The sequence below is a fragment of the Spirosoma panaciterrae DSM 21099 genome (genome assembly GCF_000374025.1).
Lineage (GTDB): Bacteria > Bacteroidota > Bacteroidia > Cytophagales > Spirosomataceae > Spirosoma > Spirosoma panaciterrae.
The window spans coordinates 280,089-297,732 of sequence record NZ_KB893173.1 but is presented as its reverse complement, the minus strand read 5'-3'; the positions used below and the strand labels follow the sequence as shown (position 1 = coordinate 297,732).

15 protein-coding genes are annotated in these 17,644 nt (G+C 47.4%); 10 read left to right on the top strand and 5 right to left on the bottom strand.

Annotated features, from left to right (window positions below; genetic code table 11):
- Nucleotides 1–89: 89 nt before the first annotated feature.
- Both B153_RS36495 and B153_RS0104650 read left to right on the top strand, forming a co-directional pair.
- Nucleotides 90–1,106: an LGFP repeat-containing protein gene (locus B153_RS36495; RefSeq protein WP_051097218.1), complete on the top strand. Its 1,017-nt coding sequence runs from the start codon at nucleotides 90–92 to the stop codon at nucleotides 1,104–1,106.
- A 405-nt stretch (nucleotides 1,107–1,511) separates the two neighbouring features.
- A complete protein-coding gene (locus B153_RS0104650; RefSeq protein WP_020595510.1) occupies nucleotides 1,512–1,865 on the top strand; it encodes a hypothetical protein in 354 nt (117 codons plus the stop codon).
- Nucleotides 1,866–1,870: 5 nt separating this feature from the next.
- Here the strand turns inward: B153_RS0104650 and B153_RS0104645 are convergent, their stop codons facing one another.
- Nucleotides 1,871–2,491, bottom strand: a complete 621-nt coding sequence (locus tag B153_RS0104645) for a hypothetical protein (RefSeq protein ID WP_020595509.1) — start codon at nucleotides 2,489–2,491, stop codon at nucleotides 1,871–1,873.
- Nucleotides 2,492–2,535: 44 nt separating this feature from the next.
- Nucleotides 2,536–4,296: an ABC transporter ATP-binding protein gene (locus tag B153_RS0104640; protein ID WP_020595508.1), complete on the bottom strand. Its 1,761-nt coding sequence runs from the start codon at nucleotides 4,294–4,296 to the stop codon at nucleotides 2,536–2,538.
- A gap of 141 nt (nucleotides 4,297–4,437) precedes the next feature.
- Here B153_RS0104640 and B153_RS0104635 point away from each other — a divergent pair, with 141 nt between their 5' ends.
- Both B153_RS0104635 and B153_RS0104630 read left to right on the top strand, forming a co-directional pair.
- A complete protein-coding gene (locus B153_RS0104635) occupies nucleotides 4,438–5,772 on the top strand; it encodes a Gfo/Idh/MocA family protein (protein WP_020595507.1) in 1,335 nt (444 codons plus the stop codon).
- Between the two features lie 92 nt (nucleotides 5,773–5,864).
- Nucleotides 5,865–7,106 (top strand): DUF2264 domain-containing protein, encoded by a 1,242-nt coding sequence (locus B153_RS0104630; RefSeq protein WP_020595506.1) that lies wholly within the window; start codon nucleotides 5,865–5,867, stop codon nucleotides 7,104–7,106.
- Nucleotides 7,107–7,184: 78 nt separating this feature from the next.
- Here B153_RS0104630 and metG read toward each other — a convergent pair whose 3' ends face one another.
- Nucleotides 7,185–9,248: a methionine--tRNA ligase gene (gene metG / locus B153_RS0104625; RefSeq protein WP_020595505.1), complete on the bottom strand. Its 2,064-nt coding sequence runs from the start codon at nucleotides 9,246–9,248 to the stop codon at nucleotides 7,185–7,187.
- Between the two features lie 116 nt (nucleotides 9,249–9,364).
- On the opposite strand from metG, the gene B153_RS0104620 reads away from it, so the two are divergent.
- From B153_RS0104620 to B153_RS0104605, 4 genes are all read left to right on the top strand, one after another.
- The gene (locus B153_RS0104620) at nucleotides 9,365–10,465 is read left to right on the top strand and encodes an AAA family ATPase (RefSeq protein ID WP_020595504.1); all 1,101 of its coding nucleotides are present in this window, start codon (nucleotides 9,365–9,367) and stop codon (nucleotides 10,463–10,465) included.
- 28 nt (nucleotides 10,466–10,493) lie between these two features.
- Entirely contained in the window at nucleotides 10,494–10,958 is a 465-nt protein-coding gene (locus tag B153_RS0104615; protein WP_245564831.1) for a hypothetical protein, read from the top strand.
- Nucleotides 10,939–11,979: an NAD-dependent epimerase/dehydratase family protein gene (locus B153_RS0104610; RefSeq protein ID WP_020595502.1), complete on the top strand. Its 1,041-nt coding sequence runs from the start codon at nucleotides 10,939–10,941 to the stop codon at nucleotides 11,977–11,979. The genes B153_RS0104615 and B153_RS0104610 overlap by 20 nt, the downstream gene beginning before the upstream one ends.
- A gap of 195 nt (nucleotides 11,980–12,174) precedes the next feature.
- The gene (locus tag B153_RS0104605) at nucleotides 12,175–13,578 is read left to right on the top strand and encodes a tetratricopeptide repeat protein (RefSeq protein ID WP_020595501.1); all 1,404 of its coding nucleotides are present in this window, start codon (nucleotides 12,175–12,177) and stop codon (nucleotides 13,576–13,578) included.
- Between the two features lie 82 nt (nucleotides 13,579–13,660).
- On the opposite strand, the gene B153_RS0104600 is transcribed toward B153_RS0104605, so the two are convergent.
- On the bottom strand, nucleotides 13,661–14,275 hold the full coding sequence (locus tag B153_RS0104600) for a hypothetical protein (RefSeq protein WP_020595500.1): 615 nt from the start codon (nucleotides 14,273–14,275) through the stop codon (nucleotides 13,661–13,663).
- Nucleotides 14,276–14,507: 232 nt separating this feature from the next.
- Here B153_RS0104600 and B153_RS0104595 point away from each other — a divergent pair, with 232 nt between their 5' ends.
- Complete coding sequence (locus B153_RS0104595) at nucleotides 14,508–15,248, top strand: TlpA family protein disulfide reductase (RefSeq protein ID WP_211221651.1); 741 nt, start codon at nucleotides 14,508–14,510, stop codon at nucleotides 15,246–15,248.
- 96 nt (nucleotides 15,249–15,344) lie between these two features.
- Nucleotides 15,345–16,601: a BamA/TamA family outer membrane protein gene (locus tag B153_RS0104590; RefSeq protein WP_040760796.1), complete on the top strand. Its 1,257-nt coding sequence runs from the start codon at nucleotides 15,345–15,347 to the stop codon at nucleotides 16,599–16,601.
- 12 nt (nucleotides 16,602–16,613) lie between these two features.
- Here the strand turns inward: B153_RS0104590 and B153_RS0104585 are convergent, their stop codons facing one another.
- A complete protein-coding gene (locus tag B153_RS0104585) occupies nucleotides 16,614–17,477 on the bottom strand; it encodes a mechanosensitive ion channel family protein (RefSeq protein ID WP_020595497.1) in 864 nt (287 codons plus the stop codon).
- Between the last annotated feature and the right edge of the window lie 167 nt (nucleotides 17,478–17,644).

Here is a 17,644-nt window from a genome sequence, read left to right as displayed (position 1 = left end):
GTTAGTGTGGCCTAATTTATCAGGCGGCATGGGTGGGGTAGCCTACCATGTGATTCAACGAATTTTTTAAATTTTAAACAATAACAGCTATGCCAGAATTAGTAGAGTTCTATTTTAATGTGAAAACAAAAATTCACGATGCTGATCCATGGTGGGATTCAGATGAAGAAGAATCTTTTTCTTGGTCAGAATCACTTAAACTAGCAAAGGGTGGTGAGCAACAAACCAAGATCAAAGAATTTGAGGTAGATACCGAAGTTCTTCTCAGATTGCATCTAACCTTCGTTGTACTCATAGATGGACGTGTAACAACTACTGTTAGGTGGGAATTTTATGAAGGAGATAAAAATGGAAAGGAATTGAAAAGCACCGAAATTACAGAACCGCATAGTGTGGCAAGAGGGGTAAAAGCGGTTATCACCAGTATTCAAAAGAACGGCGATGATGAAGGGGATTGGTTCAATCTGGATGTAGAAGTCGTAAATGAAACACCTCCACCAGTCCCTACTTCTGAAATTAAGGAGAAAGTCTATCAAAGATCGAGTATTACTGTGCCTTCTTCAACGTCTGAACCTGTTCTGGACGTTTCTGGAACTATTTATAAAAAATGGAAGCAAAATTCATGGTTAGGGTATCCTATTTCAATCGAATCCAGTTGTCCAGATGGAATTGGGAAATTCGCTCACTTTTCGAATGGTTCGGTTTTTCAAGTCCCCGGAAATGGAACTGTTGAAGTACATGGTTCTATTCGGGAAAAATGGGCAGAAACTGGCTGGGAAACGGGAGTGCTGGGTTATCCTTTAACCGATGAATTAGATACGCCTTTAGGGAATGGAAGGCTTACAAATTTTCAGGGTGGTTCGATTATATGGTCTGGAAATACAGGTGCACATGTAGTTAAAGAAGATATTAGGAACAGATGGATGCAAATGGCTTTTAAAGACGTTGGTTTTCCTGAAGAGGATGAGGTGGAAGGCACCGATACTAGTATTAGACAAAAATTCCAGAAAGGCGAGTTTGTTAGACAAGGTAATAATTTGGAGTTCAAAGCCAGGTCGATTGCTCCAATCATAACATCTCATCATACCATCGTAATTCCAGGGTGAGAGTAATATTTTCCATTTGAAGATGCCATACAGGATTCATTAGAAGAAAATAGATGGCTTCTTCAAATGGGTATTGCTGAAAAAAGACAACCTACTCACGATACAAACCCTGTGTCTTCGTTATTTATATTCGAATTACCCAAACAACAGTAGAATCTATCAAATCGTATAACCTTTCAGTATAACTTGTGTCAAAATGGTTTAGTAAGAGTTAAATAAGATTCTTGAGCAAAAAGGAGTTATTGATTGGGTACATAGAGTGGAAGGCCGAGTCTTTTCGCAGTGGGTAGTAAAGAATCAAGGATATATTAAAGTTAGGGAGGTATTCGATTAGGTAAAGCCCTTGCTTCAAAAACACATGAAGCAGTTTTTAGGTTATAGGTGAGAATCAAACTCATTGACACCATGCGATATTTCATGCCCAACTCCAGCGAACTGAACGGTGGTGATCCCAGTCAACGGGACGTCGAGGCAGTACCTTCGGTAATGGACAATGATCCGAACGCCGATGAGGAAGTGATTGATCAGCAAACGGGCGAAGACTATCCTAAACCCGTTAGCACCGATCAAGACCAGCCGGAAACTACGCAGTCAGCGAAAATTGCGCCCGATGATCTGGCCGATTCCATTGCCTATGCATTGGATGGTAGTGGGCCCGGGCCAACCAATGCTACACCCAATGTGTCGGGGCATAAGGTTATTACAGAGGGAGTTACTGGAGCAGGGCCCGAGGAAGAAGAAGAAAATCTTCGGCGTTAAGTGCTTTAGTCGTCTACAACGATACCTTCTTCAGCCAGATACCGGGCAATATTGAAGGTATGTCCGTCCATGAGTTCGATATCGGTATCCCATTCGCGTACCTGCCAGTCACGATTCGGTTCCATTACAGTGACCGTTTTCGTTCCAATCATAATCCAGATAATACGCTCTACGCCAAAATCGAGTAATTTTTTCGATTTTTTGTACGTATAACCAAAACCCGTAAGCTCAGACGTGTCGGCTTCGGTATCGATTTCAATCGCAATCTTTGGCGGTACGTCAGGGTATTTTTTGTTGATCTTGTCGGCTGTCAGCACCGCTTTGTCGTAGATGGCAATGTCGTTCGAAAGATTGTTCCGAATATCGATGTGGCTGCCAATTTCGTTGGTGAGTACACGATATTTCTTTTCGTCAAATACCCGAAAAATGATTCGTAGCAAGTAGCTAACTAATTCAGCCTGAAGCGAGCTGCATCCCATAATATCCTCCAACGTTTTGGTTTTGTTGAGGACGGACTGGTAACCTTTGTAATAAATAGGCTTGCCGTCCATAACCTCATAGACCAGATAATCTGGTATTTTCCGTTTCCGTTTTGGAGTAGTTTTGGTTGTTACAGGCGTAGGCATACGACAAGTAGCTTTTCTCAAATATACAAAAAACCAATAACGAACTACACAACCTCCTTGTACTGCATACGGTACAGGTTGGCGTAGAATCCTTCGTGTTGAAGCAACTCTTCGTGATTGCCCTGCTCCACAATCTGACCTTTGTCGACCACAATAATGTTATTCGCTTTCTGGATCGTCGACAGGCGGTGGGCAATAACGATAGCGGTTCGGCCCTTCATCAGTTTGCTGATCGCGTTCTGAATCATTTCTTCGGTTTCTGTATCGACCGATGACGTGGCCTCATCCAGAACAATGATTCTGGGGTCTTGCACCATAGCCCGTACAAACGAGATCAGTTGCCGTTGACCGACCGAAAGCGTAGAGCCGCGTTCCATCACGTTATACTGATAGCCACCCGGCAATCGCTCGATAAACTCATGCACCCCAACCAGTTTGGCCGCTTCCACAATCTTATCGTGACTAATCGACTTATCGCCCAGGGTAATGTTGTTTTCAATGGTGTCGGAAAACAGGAATACGTCCTGTAAAACGACCCCAATATTCCGGCGGAGATGACCGAGTTCGTAGCTATGAACATCGATGCCATCGACGGTAATCTCGCCCTTATTAATGTCGTAAAAGCGGCTGAGTAAATTGATAATAGACGATTTTCCAGCCCCTGTAGCGCCAACAAAAGCGACCGTTTCGCCCGCTTTCACCTGAAACGAGATGTTGCGGAGTACCCAGTCTTCGTTGTTGTAGGCGAACCAAACATCCTTAAAGGATACATCGCCCCGAATCGTGGAAGGCACGTATGTGCCATCGTTTGCCGTGAACTCGTCACTGTCCAGTAGCTTCAGAATCCGGTCGGTGCTGACAATACCCATTTGGAGCGTGTTGAAGCGGTCGGCCAGCATCCGAATGGGGCGGAAAAACAGGTTGATAAACATCACAAAGGCCGTAACCGTACCGAACGTAACGTCGGAATGAATAATCTGCGTGGCACCGTACCAAACCACCAGCCCAACCGCTACGGCCGAAATAATATCGGCAACCGGGTAGTAAATCGAGTAATACAGAATAGAGCGGATGTTGGCATTGCGGTGTTCAGTATTGATGGCGCGGAATTTTTCGGATTCGATTTTTTCACTGCCGAAAATCTGCACGATGTTCATGCCCGTGATATGCTCCTGAACAAAGGCGTTCAGATTCGCTACCGCCGTCCGCACCTCATTGAATGATTTTTTGATCTTTTCCTTGAAAACGTAGGTGCTGAACAGCATCAGCGGAATGGTCGATAAACTAATGGCTGCCAGCCGCCAATCGGTATAGAACATCACCCCAATGATGAGGATCAGTTGTAGAATATCGCCTGCAATGGCTGCCATCCCCTCGCTAAATACGTCGGCCAGGGTTTCTACGTCCGAAATAGCGCGGGTAACCAGTCGACCGATGGGCGTATTGTCGAAAAATTTCAGCCGGAGGTGGAGAATTTTCCGGTAAAGTTGGGTCCGAATATCCCGAATCACATATTGCCCCAGCCAACCCGACAGGTAGGTATTGGAGAATTGAACCAATGCCTGAATGACCAGTACCCCAATCATCACAATCAGCATTTGATTGAGCCGATGATAATTTCCGACAGCAATGATATTGTCGATGGTGTATCGAATAAGCAGGGGTAGCAACGGGGCCAGGCAAGCCGCCGTCAAAATGATGCCAATCAGTAAATAAAAACGAGCTTGATAAGGCTTAACAAATGCGTAGAGTCTTCGGAGAATAACCCAGTCGAAAATCCGGCCGCTTTTCTGTTCTTCGTTCACGGGGAAATAAAAAAGGCGAGTTCAAAGGGAGTAACAGGATTTTTTGGCTGAACGTTTCCCAAATGGGAATCCTAAACGCAGGAATCAGTAAAACCAGGCTACATTGCCGCTTTACGGTACTAAACCAGAAGCTTCCCTGTTATGAATCGCCGACAATTTGTTCAGAATACCGCCGTGGCTGGATTGGCTACGCAGATTTTGCCATTCCCCATTTTTGGTCGAAACGCACCCAGCGAAAAAATCAATATTGGGCTGATTGGCGTTCACTCGCGGGGAAGCTGGCTGGCGGGTATTTTTTCCAAATTGCCCGGTGCCGAAGTGGGCTATATCTGCGATGTTGAAGATGGAGCCATCGCAAACGGATTAAAGGCTGTTGAAAAAGCCGGGCAAACGCGTAAGCCTACCGTCATTAAAGATCTTCGGAAGCTGCTGGAACAGAAAGACCTCGATGCCGTTGCCATTGCCGCTCCTGACCATTGGCATGCCCCGGCAGGTATATTGGCTTGTTCGGCCGGGAAGCACGTATACGTCGAAAAGCCATGTGGGCATAATCCGCAGGAAGGGGAGTGGCTCCTGGAAGCCGCCCGTAACCACAACCGAATTGTACAGATGGGGAGCCAGCGCCGGTCGTGGCCAACGCTTCAACAGGCTGCACAGGATATTCGCGATGGAGCTATCGGGCGACCCTATTTTGCCCGGGCCTGGTACTACAACAACCGGAAACCCATTGGCAAAGGCAAAGCGATTGCAGTGCCACCAACGCTCAACTGGGAGTTGTGGCAGGGACCGGCCCCAAGAATGAATTATCAGGATAATGTAGTGCATTATAACTGGCACTGGTTCTGGAACTGGGGTACGGGCGAAGCCTGCAACAACGGCACCCACGAAATCGATTGCTGTCGTTGGCTGATGGGCCTTGACTTTCCGACGAAAGTAACTTCGGCAGGTGGGCGCTATGCCTACTCCGGCGACGACTGGCAAACGCCGGACACTCAATTGGCTACCTTCGAGTTTGGCGATAAAGCCACCATTACCTGGGAAGGCTTGAGTTGTCAGGCGTTTGGCCCCGAAAAAAGTGGCCGTGGGTTTACGATTTACGGCGATAAGGGCGTACTGTCGGCACCGGAAAGTGGACCCGATTATCAGATTCTGGATTTGGCGGGAAAAGTAGTAAAAGATGTAAAAGGCGATGCCCCTACGAGTGCTTCATCAACCAATGCGGTAAGCCCCGGCGGGGAGCGTCTTGATGCCTATCACCTGGACAATTTCCTGGAAAGTATCCGGGGGAAAGCCAAGCCCAATGCCGACATTGCGCAGGGGCATAAGTCGGTGTTGTTATGTCACTTAGCCAATATTGCTCAGCGGACCGGAAGTATTATTCACACCGACCCAACAAATGGCCACATTCTGCACGATAAAGAAGCGCAAAAATACTGGAGCCGCGAATACGAAAAAGGCTGGAAACCAATTGTATAGATTTGAGGCCAATCATGGTCAATCTTGGTAATGCGATACCTGACAAATCCTGACCACGCTTGCCCATCTCTACTACCTGACTAGTTAATTCAATGAATCGACGGACTTTTGCCCAGTTGGCGGCTACATTTCCACTTAGTTTTCCGTTCAAACCGGGAGCCGAACGTTCAGCTCTGCTTGAACCCAATGCGACTGACGATCGGGCCTACTGGCTGCAAACCTTATTGAAAATAGCCGATCCGGTATTGTCGGCCTTAGCCCAGAATCGACTAAAAGCAACTATGCCAGTCGAGTCGGCACCGGGGCAGGAGGAAGGTCGTAAAGTTGTATCGCATCTGGAAGCCCTCGGACGCACGATCACTGGTCTGGCTCCGTGGCTGGAGTTGGACGTTGATAATACATCGGAAGGTAAACTTCGGCAACGTTATCTGGAACTGGCAAAAAATGCCATTTCGAACGGGGTTAATCCGCAATCGCCCGACTATTTAAATTTTACCAAAGGGGGGCAGCCGTTGGTCGATGCCGCTTTTCTGGCGCATGGACTCGTGCGGTCGCCAAAACTCTGGAAAGCGTTACGTGCTGACGAACAGGCGAATGTGGTGAAGGCATTACTAGCCAGCCGGGTAATCAAACCCGGCTATAATAACTGGTTGCTGTTCAGTGCCATGGTCGAAGCGGCTTTGCTGAAATATACGGGTTCGGGCGATGAACTACGCATGGATTATGCCATTCGACAGCATCAGAGCTGGTACAAAGGCGACGGTGCATACGGCGATGGCCCTGATTTTCATTGGGATTATTACAATAGCTATGTGATTCAGCCGATGTTGCTAGACGCTGTACAGGTGCTTGTTGAGGCTGGGAAAGCAGAGAAAGCGTTATATGAATCGTTGCTGGCAAGGGCGCAACGGTACGCCATCGTGCAGGAACGACTGATTGCGCCCGATGGCTCCTTTGCGGCTTTTGGTCGTTCGCTGGCTTATCGGTGTGGCGCATTTCAGTTGCTGGCTCAGATTGCCTTGCAGAAAAATTTACCAGCCGAACTGACACCCGCTCAGGTACGATCGGCACTTACGGCGGTTATCAAACGAACCATGGATGCGCCCAATACCTTCGATACAAAAGGGTGGCTGCAAATTGGCTTGTGCGGTCATCAGCCGTCTATCGGTGAAACGTATATTTCAACCGGGAGCCTGTATCTGTGTTCTGTAGCCTTCTTACCCCTGGGCTTATCGGCGTCAGACCCGTTCTGGGCATCGCCAGCGGCCGATTGGACGGCCAAAAAAATATGGTCGGGGGAGGATGTTAAAACCGATCATGCCTTTAAAGGCTGATACTCTTTCTATAGGGTACAAAAAAGCCGGAACGCGAATGGCTTCCGGCTTTTTTGTAATAGAGTAACGAACGAACTACTAGCTTACTGTTCCGCCATTCCAGACCGTTTCGCCGGGGGTAATCAGGGATAGCTTACCGTCACGGTCTTCAGCCATTAGAATCATTCCCTGCGATTCAAGCCCCATCATTTTGCGGGGAGCCAGGTTGGCCAGAAACGTTACCTGCTTGCCAATCACTTCTTCAGGGGAAAAATGTTTGGCAATACCGCTCAGAATCTGCCGCCCACCCAGACCATCATCGACTTTTAATTTTAGCAGTTTATCACTTTTAGGGACCCGTTCGGCTTCGGTAATGGTGCCGACCCGAATATCCATTTTGGCGAAATCATCATAGGTTATTTCGCTGCGGATTTGAGGCACTTCTTTCGTGGCTAATTCATTCATTCGTTTGGCATTCAGTAATTTTTGAATCTGTTTGTTGATCTCGTCGTCTTCAATTTTAGCAAAAAGCAGATCGGCTGGACCGGCTGGAGCCTGTCCAAGTACATGCCCTTCGACCAGTAAATCGGCTCGGCCCGCATTGATCCAGGTAAACTGATCGGTGATAGCCAGTTGAGTGCGTAGTTTTTCTGCCGTAAAAGGTAGGAATGGCTCGCACACGATACTCAGATTTGCCGTGATCTGAAGGGCAATATTCAGAATAGTATGGGCTCGTTGCGGATCGGTTTTGATGGCTTTCCAGGGTTCGGTTTCGGCCAGGTATTTATTGCCCAGCCGTGCCAGATCCATCAGATACCCCAACGCTTCCCGGAATCGGTAGTTGCCAATCGACTGGCCAATTCGATCCGGAAACAGCGCCAGCTCGTCCAGTACCTGCTGATCGTATTCGGTAAGAGCGCCCAATACAGGTACACGCCCATCGGCCATTTTGTGCGTCAACACCACTGCCCGATTCACAAAGTTGCCGAGGATGCCGACCAGTTCGGAGTTGTTGCGAGCCTGAAAATCTTTCCAGGTAAACTCGCTGTCCTTGGTTTCGGGGGCGTTGGCGGCCAGCACATAGCGAAGCACATCCTGCTTGCCCGGTAACTCTTCCAGGTATTCGTGTAGCCACACCGCCCAGTTGCGCGACGTACTGATTTTGTCGCCTTCGAGGTTCATAAACTCGTTGGCAGGTACGTTGTCTGCCAAAATGTAGCTGCCCTCAGCCATCAGCATGGCCGGGAAAATGATGCAGTGGAATACGATATTGTCCTTTCCGATGAAGTGCACCAGCTTGGTATCTTTATCGCGCCAGTACAATTCCCAGTCGCGCCCCTGTTCGGCGGCCCACTCTTTGGTCATCGAAATGTAGCCGATGGGGGCATCGAACCATACGTACAACACCTTCCCTTCCGAATCGGGTAGGGGAACTTTGATACCCCAGTCGAGATCGCGGGTCATGGCGCGGGGGCGCAAACCTTCCTTCAGCCAGGATTGACATTGACCAAATACGTTCGTTTTCCACTCAGTATGGCTGTTGACGTATTCCTCAATTTTGGGCTGCATCCGATCCAGAGGCAGAAACCAGTTTTTAGTGGCCTTTAGGATTGGCTTCGAGCCGGAAAGCATCGAATGTGGTTCGATCAATTCAGTCGGGCTGAGGGCGGTTCCGCATCGCTCGCACTGATCGCCATAGGCATTCGGATTTCCGCAGACAGGGCAAGTACCGACAATGTATCGGTCGGCCAGAAACTGCCCGGCTACTTCATCATAATACTGCTCGGTTACTTCCTCGTCAAAATCACCATTGTTGTAGATGTTCAGGAAGATTTCCTGCGAGGTTTCGTGGTGAATCGGATTCGAGGTGCGGGAATAAATGTCGAACGAGATGCCGAAGTCCTCGAATGCCTTTTTGATCTGGACGTAGTATTTATCGACTACCTGTTGTGGGGTGATCCCTTCCTTTTTCGCCTTAATCGTAATGGGTACACCATGTTCGTCGGTACCGCTGATAAAGGCAACATCTTTACCCGTTGAGCGTAAATAGCGCACATAAATGTCGGCGGGCAGGTAGCATCCGGCAATATGGCCGATATGAATCGGGCCGTTGGCGTAAATCAGGGCCGCCGTAACGGTATAGCGTTGTGGGTTTTCGAGCATTATTGAGTCGTCAGTCAATCGTCGGTAATTAACAGGGCTACCGACTAATTTTCGCAAAATTAGCAATTCAGGCCCGAACCTTGTTATGTTTACGCAATCAGTACAGCCGAACTGCTATGGATAACAATACCCCTGATACGAATAATTTCCTCAACTGGGTCGAAATCAAAAACTTCAAGTCGATCAAAGACCTGCGGTTCGACTGCAAGCGGGTGAATGTCTTCATCGGCAAGCCGAATGTAGGGAAGTCAAATATTCTGGAAGCGTTGGGGTTGTTAGGAATAGAATACAGCGACCAAACATTTTTGAAAAACTTAATACGCTATCGTGAGATACGCCATTTATTTTATGAGAATAACAGTGAAGCCATAATTTCCGTAAGGACAGATAAATGCATAGCATATTTAAAGCAGAAAAGCGATAGTGTCTCTGAATTCGAATATTATTCAAAAGGAGATATAGAAAATTTAAGAAATGAGCGAGGGTATGATAAATTAAGCGATCCATCTTCATTTCAACCTAAAAAATTCGATTTCGTAATCTCAAAGGAGGGGTCTTTTGATAAGAAATTAGCGAACAGAGGATTTGACTTTGAACAGATTCATTCAATCAAGAAATATGATTTTGATAACCTGGAAAAAGTCAATGCACCATTTTCGCAATTTTTATTGCCTCCTTATGGAAGTAATCTTTTTAATGTTGTTGATCGTAGAGACGATCTGAAGGAAGAATTTGGACGACTTTTTCGAGAGCAAGGGTTAGAATTTGTTCTTGACCGAGAGGCACAGGCCTTTGAGTTGCAGCGAAGAGCAGGTTATTACGTTTATAAGTTTGATTATTACACTATCGCCGATACCTTCCGGCGGTTTATGTTTTACATCACAGCTATCGAATCCAATAAGAATTCCGTCATTGTATTTGAAGAGCCTGAAGTGCATTCATTCCCTCCCTATACACAGGAAATGGCCTATCGGATGATTTATGATGACGAAAATCAGTATTTTATCTCAACGCATAGTCCGTATTTATTACACACATTCATTGAAAACTTAGAAGATGATCAGCTTAATGTATACATCACCTATTATGAGAATTATGAAACTAAAGTCCATGCGTTAACAACTGAAAACTTGCGTGATATTTTGGACTTTGGCACCGACGTATTTTTTAATTTGGATAAATTTATTCCTAATGCCGGACGTCCTATTTCTGCCTGAGTGCTTTGCTGACACGGCTCTAATTACAATGCTTTCTCCACCTGCTGTTATTGTTGATCACATTTCTGGTGTCTATAACGTAGTCAAAGAAATGAAGAATACAGCTATTAATCGACCAACGTATACTGTTGTTGGAATAGTAGATAAGGACGTTACATACAAGCCAGAGAGAAAACCCGCGTACTTCGATGACTTTCAACTAGAAGAAGTAGGTGACCGACTGACTTACGGAAGAAAGCCAGGTACTAATCAGCACTTAATTTTAGTAGACAAAGCCATAGAATCCTTCTTACTTTGGAATGCGGAGAAGGTAAGGCTAGATGTTACTTTGTACGACTTTTCTGCGTCCATTAAAGTATTTTGCAAGCAAGTAAAGAGTACTACCATCAGCTCTGATCCCAACTACATACAACTTCTTACGGACCTTCATGCGCTAAAAGCGCCCGGCTTTCTTACACTTGAACGCATCCTGAATGACTTCATCGTTACCTAATCCTGTTTTTGTTACCGGGGCCACTGGCTTTATTGGTTCACACCTCGTTCGTCGGTATCTGGCCGATGGGCATCCGGTTTCGGTGTTGTATCGGCCATCCAGTGGGTACGGCATGCTGGCCGATGTGGCCGATCGGCTTACCTGGCACGAAGGCGATGTGCTGGATATACCCTCCCTGGAAGCGGCTATTCTGTCTGGGACAGAACCCGGTATTCTGGATGTGATTCATGCGGCCGCCATTGTTTCATTTGTTCCGAAAGATCGGGATCTGATGGAGCGGATCAACGTTGAAGGAACCGCCAACGTGGTAAATGTGTGCCTGAAAGCAGGTGTACGCAAGCTTGGCTATGTCAGTTCGGTAGCCGCCATCGGTCGGCCAATTACACATAGCGACGATTCTCAGACTCCGTTTCTAATCAATGAAAACCAGAAATGGGAAGATTCTCCGAATAATTCGGTTTACGCCAAAACTAAGTACCGAGCCGAGCTGGAGGTTTGGCGGGGCGTTGCCGAAGGGCTAAAGGCCGTTATGGTGAATCCGTCTATCGTGCTTGGTGTCGGCGACTGGAGCCGGAGCAGTCTACAACTCATCAAGTACGTGTACGATGAAAAGCCCTTTTACCCGGCTGGCCTGGTCAATTATGTCGATGTACTTGACGTGGCGGATTCATTAGTTCGACTGATGCAATCCGATACAACCGCCGAACGCTACATTCTGAATGCAGGCACCATTTCGTACCGTTCGTTGTTAGAACAGATAGCTGCCGTACTGGGTAAGCGTCCACCAAGGTTTCGGGTGCCTGCTGCGTTGACGCGTGTGCTCTGGCCCCTGGAGGCTATGCGGGCATGGCTAACGGGTAAAAAACCGCTAATCACCCGCGAAACAGCACGGTCGGCGAGTTCGCATTACCAGTACGATGGTCGGAAAATTGAGCAAGTGCTTCGTTTTCAATATAGGCCCTTGAGCGATACATTAAAGCGGGTAGCAACTGCCTTTAATACGCGCCCCACGAGTCGGTAATTTTCTCGGTTGAGGGGTTGCAGTTTCGCTTTTTTGGGTATATATTTCACTGCTAAAGGATAAATCGCACTGATTGATGCGGCCCCTATCCTGATTTACGGTGTACGGTTTATAGATCATGATTCAATTGTGACGTATGAACCGCAACTCGTGAATCGTACCAGAACCGGCTGCCCGGTTGTAAATTATCTATACATGGAGCAAGAGTTCGAAGAACGAGAAGGCGATATAAAAGAATCTATCCGGCGTTTTGAGCAGATGCTGGACCAGCAGCAAAGCCAGTTTTTCGATCTGGATGTCTACGAGCAAATGGTTGAACATTACCTCAACCAGGGCGATTTAGACAAGGCGCTCAAAGCCGCCGAATCAGGTCTGGAGAACTTTCCCTATGCGCTGGAGTTGATGCTCGACAAAGCCCAGATTCTGGCTAATTACCAACGATTCGACGAATCGCTGGAGTTACTGGAACGGGCTTCGCTGTTTAATCCCGGCGATCTTGATGTGCCGTTCATGCAAGGCTCTGTCCTGAACATGGCCGGGCGCTACGAAGAGTCGATTCAGGTGCTGGAAGAATTGCTCGACCGGGCCGAGGATAAAGACGACATCCTCTTTCAGTTGGGCCAGAGCTATCAGAACTGGGGCAAATACGACGAAGCCATCAAACAGTACAAAAAGTCGATTGCGCTTAACATCAACAATGAAAATGCCCTCTACGAACTGGCCTTTTGCCTGGACGTAACCGGCGAACTGGAGAACAGCCTGAGCTATTATCAGCAACTGATCGATACCGATCCCTATTCGTACAATGCCTGGTATAACATGGGCATTGCCTACAGCAAGTTAGGGCGGTATGTCGATGCTGCCGAAGCCTACGATTATGCCGTACTGATCAAGGAAGATTTCGCGTCGGCTCATTTCAACCTGGGCAATACGTACATGAATCTGGGGCTTTTCGAAAAGGCTGAGCACTGCTACCGGGAGACCCTGAAATACGAGGAACCAACAGCCGATACATACTGCCATCTGGGCGCTAGCTTGGAAAAACAGGATCGGTTGCCTGAAGCCATCAAAGAGTATCGGGAGGCTTTAAAACTCGATGCCATGTGGGACGAAGCCTGGTATGGAATCGGGGTTTGTCTGAGCGAATCGGGCAAATGGTACGAAGCGTTGCCTTTCCTGCAAAAAGCAGTCAAACTGAATGATCAGAACGGCGAATATTACATTGCTGTGGCTGAGACCGAATACAAGGTTGGGAATGTAATTTCGAGCATCGAAGCCTTTGAAAAAGCGGCCGAAGTCGATGCCGAAAACCCGGATGTTTATCTGACCTGGTCGCTGGTGCCTTTTGATCAGGGGGATTTTCTGCGGGCTAACGACATTATCCAGTCTGGGATCAACGATATGCCTACTGAAGCCGATTTGTACTATCGCTCAGCGGTTTATCTGATTCATGCGGGTCATTATCGCGAAGCGCTGATCCAGCTCGAAGCGGCCCTGTCGCTCGATTATGATGGGCACGTTCAACTGTTTGAGTTTTTTCCGGAACTGGAAAAGCAGAAAGCGCTCTACAAGATTATTCAGCAGTATAAGAAGGATTAATTCCGAATACATAGAACGCTGCTTGTTATGATGATTATGATCTGTGTAAATTATAATCATCATAACAAGCAGCGTTCTATCATTAATACGGTTTTGGGTCAAGCACAGCCAGTCGTTTGATGATTTCGGTCTTACTCAGAAAAATATCCGGGTTGGGCCAGTGGTTTTGCTGGCAGGTGTTGTAAAACCATTGATTGACGTCTTCCAGATTGCGCAACCGTTTGAGTTTGCCATTTTCATCCCAGACAAATAAATAATCGCCAATCTTCCCTTTGTCTTCGTTAATCGCATATACCTGATCGAACAGAGCGATTTTGCCAATGGTCAATCGTCTATATAGGCGGGTTTTAATTCGGAAAAACGCGGTTGAATCTGATCGGGGCAGAACAGACGTATCGGCACCCGCAAGGGTTAATTCTTCAAACTGGAAGAAAGGGATTTTCACCCCCTTGGTGTGGCCATTCTGATAAAAAGTAAACAGGCTGCCTTTGTTATACAGAAAACGACCTTGTAATAGGGAGCCATCGCCTAACCGACCGACTCCATCATGAAGTTGGTAAACAATCGGAATAACATAGGCAGATGGATGGGTAACAATAACTGGGGGACTATAGCGGTATACAGTTGGCCGACTAGTTTGGCCATACCCGATGAGGCATGATAAAAGCAGAATGCTCGTAATAATCCAGGACTTCATATGCGTGCAGATTTTGTTGTATTTCTACAACGATATTTATGATTGTATGGATATGGTTTAATATACTTTTAACTAACTACATACTACCTGATAGACAGAAGGTGAGCAGATTATGAGTCGATTGTAAACTCGATGTATATAGTGGCCCGAATTTTGATAGGCTATCACCTGTGCCCTGTACCGTCCGTAGGTATTGATCCGTGATGACTAGTTAGGGCATAATAGCATCATTATGGCGACACATATGGCTCTTAGCAAACAAGCTCTTCTGGCGGCTAGTCTATTGACCCTAAGTACAATCTGCCAGGCACAGGTAGGTGTTCAAAAGAAAATAATTCGGTTGGCAAAAGCCCAAAATGAACCTACCCCCATTATCAATCAGGCTACTGGTCAACGGATGACCATCAGTGAGTACAATGAACTCGCTAAAGTTGATCCCTTTGCCTATCACCTGGTGCCCAATTACGACGAATTTGGTCAGTCCACTACGTATACTATGCGGGCCGCTACGGCAGAAGAGCATGAAACGCATCGGTTCCGCGACCGCGACCCGGCTAAACAACCCAAAGCAGGCCAGCCAATCGCTCCTTTTGTAATGACGGATGTGGAAGGAAATACCTACCGATCGGCTGATCTTTTGGGCAATGTGGTGGTACTTAGTTTCTGGATAAGTCTGGACAAATCAGTTTGGGATGACAAACAGGCGGCTGCTTTTGCCGAAGCGTTACGGCCATTTCAATCAAAAACAGCTCCGGTTGTTCTGGGCGTACTAAACAGTGAACAAACTAAGGGTGAAAATGGTAAATCCCTGCCATTTAAACCTATTCCAAATGCGTATGGCTTTCACAATAAGTACCACATCACCACAATACCGACGATCGTAGTGATTGGCAAGGATGGAAAAGTAGTGGCTAATTTGCAGGGTGCTACCAGTATTGATAAACTCAAGCAAGTCTTGTCGACGGTTTTATAGGTTTGCATGATCGGTTTCAAGGGCCATAAATGAACGGAATGTTAAGCGAATAGGTTAGTCAACACGTTACCAGTGATGATTAACCTATTCGCTTATATGCCTAAGCCGACTGGCAGTCTGTCCCCTTTTTATCTGCGATTCGTTTGCATAAGCACCTTCTGGATGCTGGCGTCGCTGAGTACGATTGCCCAGCCGGACTCCCTACCGTCTGTTTCTGTTAAGCGGCAGTATGTTTCGAAGGCTGACTCCTCGGCCGATATATGGGATGTCTATTACGGGTTTATCAATAAAAAAGGGCATCGTTCGGCCGAAAGTGAGAAGCCGGGATTTCACCCATCCTTTTTTCCTGAGCTAGCCTACGCGCTGCAAACGGGCTTCGCGGTTGGCCTCAATGCTAATCTTTCCTTTACCAGCGCTGATCCCCAGCAAAACGTTTCGGTTATTTATTCAACTCCTCAATACACCCAGTATCAGCAGGTTATTATCCCCATTGAAGCCAATCTTTGGACCAAAGACAACCGCTACAACATCCTGACCGACTGGCGGTACTACAATTACTCCGCTGATAATTTTGGGTTGGGCGATAACTCACGTTCTGATGTGGACGACCATCTGGAATATTCCTATCTGCGGCTGTATCAGTCCGTTTTGCGGCAGGTAGCTCCTAATTTTTCGGTGGGAATTGGGTATGCGCTTGATTATCACTGGCGGATTCGGGAGGAGAATAGTACTCCTCAGTTGAATAATGACTTTCAGCAGTATGGAAATACGGGCCGCTCGGTATCGTCGGGACCAACGTTTACGCTACAATACACGAACCGCCGGAACCCAAACAATCCACAAAACGGATTTTTCGGTAGTGTCATGTTTCGGCCCAATCTGCGTTTGTTGGGCAGCGATCAGAACTGGCAGTCGGTGCTGGCCGATTTTCGGAAGTATATTCCGTTGACGGCCGATTCGAGGCACATTCTGGCACTCTGGAACGTAAACTGGTTAAGCCTGGGTGGGCAGGCTCCCTACCTGGATTTGCCGAGTACGGGTTGGGACACCCATGCTAATCTGGGCCGTGGCTACACACAAGGTCGGTTTCGGGGCCAAAATCTGTTGTATTTCGAAACAGAATACCGGGCGGTTATTCTGAACAATGGCCTGCTGGGCGGGGTAATCTTTGCCAACATGCAGACCTACAGCGATTATCCGAATACAGCCCATTTCGGAAAACTACTGCCGGGCTGGGGAGTTGGGTTACGTATAAAAGTCAATAAACATTCGAACCTCAATTTTGCCTTCGATTATGGCTTCGGCATTGGCGGTTCACAAGGGGTGTTTCTGAATCTGGGCGAAGTGTTTTAGGTTCAACTTAATTTAATGGCCGGACTGCGCAAGTTTCTGTTTCAGATCAAACGTCTGGGCGGCAAAAACCATCAAAATCTGATTGTTGTCAAAGGTTTGCTTCAGGGTAATCATGGCTTCGCTTAGGGCCGTTTGCGCGTTTGTGACGGCCGGGTTAATCCAGAAATGGAGCACAAACTGGACATTGGCATCGGCAAACTGGCGGTAATGCAACTCGACCGGATGCGATGGCAGGACGAAGGGTAGCGTAGAAACCGCAGCCTGAGCCAGTTGTTTCGCTTTGGTCATATCGTCGAGGTAGGAGATTCCCGCTACTACGTCGATGCGCCGTTGACCCATTCGCGAAAAATTGGTAATGGGTTTCTGGAAAACATCCTTACTCGGTATTTCGACGGTTTGGCCTTCGCCATTGTCGATGACGATAGAACGCAATTTAATGTCGAGCACCTTACCTGTGTAGCCGTTGGTTTCTACCTTGTCACCCACCTGAACGGGCCGGGCGAACGCAATCATCGCTCCTGATATAAAATTGGTGGTCAGATCCTGAAAGGCGAACCCAATTGCCAGCGCAATAACCCCTGCACCAGCCAGAAGAGAGGTTACGGTTTTGTCGAGTCCTAAAATACCCAGTGCCACAAACAGCCCAGCCGACATGACGATGACCCGCATGACTGCTCCCGTGAGGTTAATCAGGGATACATTACTACTAACCCGGTCGAGCCCACGAACTACCCACCGACTCAGCCAGCGGGATAGAAACGTAAAGAATAGCAATAAAAGAATGGCAACGGCCAGTTTGGGCATATAGCGGATGGCGGCCCGTATCCAGGTTGATAATTCGGCGTACATAAGCCCGGCCGCCTGTGAAAGATCCATAGTCTATGCGAATTGTGGTAGTAAAAGAACGGTGCAAAGAAAGCAGATCGTCCTTTGTGAAGAGAAATGATTGAAAGGGTAGACTCCGGGATTTAATCACTCTTTCGCTCATGCATTCGTTCACGCTTTAAAAACCCGTACCTTTGCCGCATCGACAAACAAGCCTA